Origin of the sequence: Piscibacillus salipiscarius (genome assembly GCF_042685285.1) — a bacterium.
Lineage (GTDB): Bacteria > Bacillota > Bacilli > Bacillales > Alkalibacillaceae > Piscibacillus > Piscibacillus salipiscarius.
In genome coordinates this window covers 71,088-77,087 of sequence record NZ_JBHUMZ010000024.1, presented here as the reverse complement: position 1 = coordinate 77,087, position 6,000 = coordinate 71,088, and the positions used below count along the sequence as shown (strand labels likewise).

Annotated in this window: 7 protein-coding genes and 1 pseudogene; 5 read left to right on the top strand and 3 right to left on the bottom strand. The window is 36.9% G+C overall.

The window, feature by feature from the left end; translation table 11 throughout:
* Positions 1-84, top strand: a pseudogene (locus tag ACFSW4_RS16160) (IS200/IS605 family transposase); the annotation flags it as partial.
* A gap of 94 nt (positions 85-178) precedes the next feature.
* Here ACFSW4_RS16160 and ACFSW4_RS11295 read toward each other — a convergent pair.
* Positions 179-664 carry a GbsR/MarR family transcriptional regulator gene (locus ACFSW4_RS11295; protein WP_279401921.1) on the bottom strand — a complete coding sequence of 162 codons (486 nt, stop codon included), beginning with the start codon at positions 662-664 and terminating at the stop codon, positions 179-181.
* Positions 665-962: 298 nt separating this feature from the next.
* On the opposite strand from ACFSW4_RS11295, the gene ACFSW4_RS11290 reads away from it, so the two are divergent.
* From ACFSW4_RS11290 to ACFSW4_RS11275, 4 genes are all read left to right on the top strand, one after another.
* Positions 963-2,162 carry a quaternary amine ABC transporter ATP-binding protein gene (locus ACFSW4_RS11290; protein ID WP_377329356.1) on the top strand — a complete coding sequence of 400 codons (1,200 nt, stop codon included), beginning with the start codon at positions 963-965 and terminating at the stop codon, positions 2,160-2,162.
* A gap of 28 nt (positions 2,163-2,190) precedes the next feature.
* Positions 2,191-3,039, top strand: a complete 849-nt coding sequence (locus ACFSW4_RS11285; protein WP_377329362.1) for an ABC transporter permease — start codon at positions 2,191-2,193, stop codon at positions 3,037-3,039.
* Between the two features lie 68 nt (positions 3,040-3,107).
* The gene (locus ACFSW4_RS11280; protein ID WP_377329354.1) at positions 3,108-4,037 is read left to right on the top strand and encodes a glycine betaine ABC transporter substrate-binding protein; all 930 of its coding nucleotides are present in this window, start codon (positions 3,108-3,110) and stop codon (positions 4,035-4,037) included.
* A 4-nt stretch (positions 4,038-4,041) separates the two neighbouring features.
* Positions 4,042-4,962: a glycine betaine ABC transporter substrate-binding protein gene (locus ACFSW4_RS11275; RefSeq protein ID WP_377329352.1), complete on the top strand. Its 921-nt coding sequence runs from the start codon at positions 4,042-4,044 to the stop codon at positions 4,960-4,962.
* A 79-nt stretch (positions 4,963-5,041) separates the two neighbouring features.
* Here ACFSW4_RS11275 and ACFSW4_RS11270 read toward each other — a convergent pair whose 3' ends face one another.
* Both ACFSW4_RS11270 and ACFSW4_RS11265 read right to left on the bottom strand, forming a co-directional pair.
* The gene (locus ACFSW4_RS11270; RefSeq protein ID WP_054754710.1) at positions 5,042-5,416 is read right to left on the bottom strand and encodes a YtxH domain-containing protein; all 375 of its coding nucleotides are present in this window, start codon (positions 5,414-5,416) and stop codon (positions 5,042-5,044) included.
* Between the two features lie 77 nt (positions 5,417-5,493).
* Complete coding sequence (locus ACFSW4_RS11265) at positions 5,494-5,910, bottom strand: HIT family protein (protein WP_054754709.1); 417 nt, start codon at positions 5,908-5,910, stop codon at positions 5,494-5,496.
* Positions 5,911-6,000 lie beyond the last annotated feature (90 nt).

Below are 6,000 nucleotides of genomic sequence, written 5' to 3'. Positions count from 1 at the left end.
AATTATATCAAAAATCAGGAAGCAGAAGATCGATTGCGCGACCACATGAGTAAGCGTGAATATGTAGATCCGTTCAAAAATTAGAGCAGAGATTAAACGGTTGACCCTTTAGGGGCATGTTGGTAATGTGCCCTTATAGGGCGAAACTAAAACCGCCCGTTCTACGGGCGGATATTTACTACTGGTCATATTGACTAATTTGCTTAAAAACTTCTTCTAGCGATCTGTGAAATTTAATCGCTTCAGTTAATTTATTGTCTAGACTATCTGAATTAATATTCGACTCTTGTACTTGACTTTGAATGGAGTCTAAGCTACTTAATTGCTGGTCAATTGCAGATAGCCATCGACTTACATAGGTTTTCATGAATTTATCATATAAATCTTTTTTAGCTTGATAGAGATCTTTACGTGCACCTTTGATAAATACTCTTTCAATTAGATTGAAATCTAGCAATGTTCTTGTTGCATTACTCATAGCAGTTTTGCTTCTACCTAAGGCGTCTTTCATATCATCTAAGGTCATCGGCTCATCATTGAAAAATAAGGTGACAAATAGCTGGGCTTCTGTTTGATTTAATGAAAACATTTCTAGGGTCTTAGAAAACTCTGAGATTAATTGATTATTTATGTGTTCAAATTGTTCAGAGGTAGGTTTGTCCATAACAGTCTTTAAATGGCCTCCTTTGCGAAATCTATTCTCCACTTTACAATAAAATATTTTAATTTCAAACTTTTACATCTGGTAGTAAAACGAAGTATTTAAGAGTAAATTTAATCATTTAGCTACTCAAGTTTGTTAAGTTTAAATTTTACAAACTTAATAAACTGAAATCACTGTTCATTAAGTTTGAAAAATACTGAACTAAACCTTATAGTTGAAAGGGTGAATTTGTTACAGAGTGTTTACAGAAGATGACAAAACTATGAGATAAAAGTCAGACAAAGAGAGGTGAAGGAATGTGCCAGTCATTAAAGTAAATAATTTATCCAAGATTTTTGGAAAAAAAACGAAAGAGGCACAGAAGTTATTAGACGAAGGTTATTCTAAAGAAGAAATCCTTGAAAAAACGGGTTGTACGGTCGGTGTCAATCGAGCTAACTTCGAAGTTGAAGAAGGTGAAGTATTCGTAATTATGGGTTTATCAGGAAGTGGTAAATCTACATTAGTACGTTTGCTTAATAGATTGATTGAACCTACAGAAGGTGAAGTCGAAGTTGACGGAGAAAGATTAGCGAAAATGAATAAAGAATCTCTCCGCAAAGTACGCCGTGAAAAAATGAGTATGGTGTTTCAGAAATTCGCACTATTTCCATTTAGAAGCGTATTGGAAAACACAGAATTCGGTTTAGAAATTCAAGGTGTTTCTAAAGACGAACGTTCTAAAAAGGCTAGAGAAGCTTTAGAACTTGTTGGTTTGGGTAGCTTTGTGGATCAACTTCCTAGTCAATTATCAGGTGGTATGCAGCAGCGTGTTGGTTTAGCACGTGCACTTGCTAATGATCCAGAAGTATTATTAATGGACGAAGCATTTTCTGCATTAGATCCATTAATTCGTAAAGATATGCAGGATGAGTTACTAGATTTACAAGAGAAAATGCAAAAAACAATCGTCTTTATTACACACGACTTGGATGAAGCATTACGTATCGGTGACCGTATTGCGTTAATGAAAGATGGGTCGATTGTTCAAATCGGTTCTCCTGAAGAAATTCTCATTAATCCAGCTAATGATTATGTTGAGAAATTCGTTGAAGATGTGGATCGTTCTAAAGTACTAACAGCAGAAAAAATTATGAAACGCCCTGAGACAGTCGATATTGATAAGCACGGTCCACGTGTAGCTTTAGAGCGAATTCGTGAACAAGGACTATCAAGTATTTACGTCGTCGACCGTTCTCGTAATTTAAAAGGTTATGTAACAGCTGATGATGTTTCTGAAGCTAGAAAGCAAGAGAAGAATGCTTTAAACGAAATTTTACGTACTGATATGCCAAAAGTTGAAAAAGATACAGCAATTCAAGATATTTTTGATTTAATTCATGATGCTCCTGTACCTGTAGCTGTTGTTGAAGAAGGGAAGTTACGTGGCATTATTGTGCGTGGTGCAGTGATTGCAGCATTGGCGAATGGAAACGAGGTGAACGGAGATGATAACTAATATATTAGGCTTAACTGTACTTAGTTTTATGACATCATTTCAAGAATTCTTCGGTGATACTATTCCAGTAGCCGAATGGGTTGATACAGCCGTAGAAAAAATAACAGATACCTTTAGTTGGTTCTTTGATCCGATTAAAAATGACTTCGGTGATTTTATTGAAGGTTTCGCTGACCTTTTAGCTGGAGTACCAGCTATTATTATCATTGCTATTATGGTAGTTATTGCATTCTTTATTTCTGGTAAACGAATTGCACTACCAATATTTACTCTACTTGGATTACTTTTTATTTATAACCAACAACTTTGGGAACAATTAATGTTTACTTTTACACTTGTATTAGTCTCAAGTGCGATTTCGGTCATTGTCGGTATTCCAGTTGGGATATTGATGTCTAAGAGCTCGATTGCAGAGGCCATTATTAAACCAGTATTAGACTTTATGCAAACAATGCCAGCCTTCGTTTATTTAATCCCTGCTGTCGTATTTTTCGGAATCGGTATGGTACCAGGTGTATTTGCGTCATTCATCTTTGCAACACCACCTGTGGTACGTTTTACTAACTTAGGGATTAGGCAGGTTTCTAATGAGTTGGTTGAAGCATCAGATGCCTTTGGTGCAACTGGAAATCAAAAGCTATTTAAAGTTGAACTGCCAATGGCTAAAACAACCATTATGGCTGGTGTAAACCAGACGGTTATGTTGTCTCTATCAATGGTTGTTATTGCATCTATGATCGGTGCACCTGGTCTAGGTCGTGACGTATTATCTGCATTACAACGTTCAGAAGCTGGTGCAGGTTTCGTAGCGGGGCTAGGAATTGTAATCTTGGCAATTATCATTGACCGTATTACTCAGAACTTAAATAAAGATTAAACTTAGGGTGTTACTTCAATAAGTTTGAAGTTTCATATAAAAATTTTGTAAAGGGGAGTTGATTAAACATGTTTAAGACATGGAAATCGCTTAGTTTATTAGCTATGTTAGCTTTAGTACTTGTTCTAGCTGCTTGTGGCGGTTCAAGTGACAATGAAGAAGGTAACTCGGAAAATCAGGGAGAAGGCTCTGAAGAAAGCGCACAAGTAGGAGAAGGGAAAGAAATTGAGTTAGTATATGTTGAGTGGGATTCTGAACTTGCGTCTACTAATGTTGTAGGTAAAGTTTTAGAGGACTTAGGTTATGATGTTACGATCACTCCAATTGACAATGCTGTTATGTGGCAGTCGGTTGCGTCTGGCGAAGCTGATGGTATGGTAGCTGCTTGGTTACCAGCTACACACGGAGACCTTTATGAAGAACATAAAGATAATTTAGTAGATTTAGGAGAAAACTTAGAAGGTGCTAAGATTGGTTTAGTTGTTCCTGAATATATGGATGTTGAATCAATCTCAGATCTTGAAAATTATGCTGATGAATTAGACCAAAAAATTACTGGAATTGAGCCTGGTGCGGGTGTCGTAAAGGCAGCTGAAAGTGCTGTAGAAACATACCCAGAACTTGAAGGTTGGTCTGTAGAAACTTCTTCAAGTGGTGCAATGGCTACTGCTTTAGGCGAAGCTATTAGCAATGAAGAACCAATTGTTGTAACGGGTTGGACTCCACACTGGAAATTTGCAAAGTATGACCTTAAATACTTAGAAGACCCAGAGAAATCTTTCGGTGATGCTGAAGTTATTAAAACAATGGTTCGCGAAGGTTTAGAAGAAGACCTTCCAAACGCTTATAAAGTATTAGACCAATTTAACTGGGAAACTGCTGATATGGAAGAAGTTATGCTAGAGGTTAGTGATGGCGCTTCAGCAGAAGAAGCAGCTGCTAATTGGGTAGAAAATAACCAAGAGAAAGTAGCTGAGTGGACAGAAGGAGTTGAATAATTGCATGAGGTTATTTTACAAAGGCCTAATCGCGATTTCTTTTCTCCTAATAATTGCAGCATGTGGAGATACTGATTCTTCAGAAGAAGGAACAGATAACGGTAGTAATGATGGTACAAACTATAGTGAAGCAGTAGATTATACAATCACTGGGATTGAACCTGGTGCAGGAATCACAGTAACTACTGAAAAAGCTATTGAAGAGTATGAAAATTTAAGTGGATGGACTTTAGAAACATCATCGACAGCAGCAATGGTTACAGCATTAGAAGAAGCTATTTCTAATGAAGAGCCAATTATTGTTACTGGTTGGAACCCGCATTGGAAATTTGCGAAGTTCCCTGACTTAAAGTATCTTGATGACCCTAAAGGCATTTATGGTGAAGCGGAAAATATTAACACTTTAGCTAAAAATGGTTTACAGGATGAAAAGCCAAACGCTTATAAACTTCTTGATCAGTTTGAGTGGGATGTAGAAGACATGGAAGAAATCATGTATGAATCCCAAGATACTGGTGATTCTATTGATGAAGTTGCCCAGCGTTGGGTAGATGATAATCGTGACAAGGTAGACGCTTGGCTTGAAGGCGTTGAAGACGTTGATGGTGTAGAAGTTGAACTAGCTTCAACACCATGGGATTCTGAACGTGCTTCTTCAAGTGTTCTGAAAATTGCTATGGAAGAAAAAGGCTTTAATGTAACGGTTACACCTGTTGATGTTGCTGCTGTATTCCAAGCAGTAGGTAGTGGCGATGTTGATGCCACAGCTGCAGCATGGTTACCATTTACACATGCTGACTTCTACGAAAAAGTTAAAGATAGCGTTGAAGATCTAGGTCCAAACCTAGAGGGTGCTAAAATTGGTATCGTTGTTCCATCTTATATGGATATTGATTCAATTGAAGACTTAAAACCAGCTGAATAATAGCTAATAACTCGGTTGATCATGGATCAGCCGAGTTTTTTGTACTAAAAAAGCGTCCGCTAAAAACGGACGCTTTTTCTTAAACCTCTTGTTTTTTATCATCTTTAAGCTTATCTTCAAGCTCTTTAATACTATCTTCAATTTGTTTCAAATGTTCCTGTAAACTTTCTTGGTGTGGTTCAATAGTTTCTTTCCAGCTTTCAATGGAGACCTTAATGTCTTGGGATAAATCTTTCAATAATGCTGCGCCTTCTTTTGATGTCTGAGTCAACTGGTTTTTAAGGTCTAATCCATCTTCTCTAATTTGCTGAGCTATATCACGTAATCGATCGCTTTGGTCCTTAACTTTTGTTCTTAATTCTTCACCAGAACTAGGTGTGGTTAGTAGCGAAACAGAAGCTCCGACAACACTGCCAAATAAAACACCTAGTGCTAACGATTTCCCACTTGCCATCGTATCGACTCCTTTCATTGTTACTTATTATTATAACTGTTTTTGACTACATTGTTTAGTGTCTATTTGATGTGATTTTATAGTTCTGCCGTAATTTTTTTAGCGATTTCTTGTAGTTTTTCTGGAGATGATTCTTCCCAAACCGTCCACTTAGATTTAAATCCGTCGTTTTCATCGTAACGAGGAATTAAATGGAGGTGAACGTGGAAGACGCTTTGATCTGCGAAAGAACCGTTATTATTTAATAAGTTCATACCTTTGGGCTGATAAGCTGCCTTAATGGCGTTAGCAACTTTTGGCACGGCTTTAAATAAGTTTGATGCTGTCTCTTCATCAAGGTCATAAATATCTTGTTTGTGGTTTTTAGGTATGAGTAAAGTATGACCTTCTGTTACTTGGCTAATATCTAAGAAGGCATATACATGCTCGTCCTCATAAATTTTTGCGGAAGGAATCTCTCCATCGATAATTTTACAAAAAATACAATCTGACATTTATTAAGTCCTCCTTATGCATATTCTTACCATTTATTTTAACGTAAGGTCATGTCGAATAACAGAAGAATACGTCATTTCTATTAAATC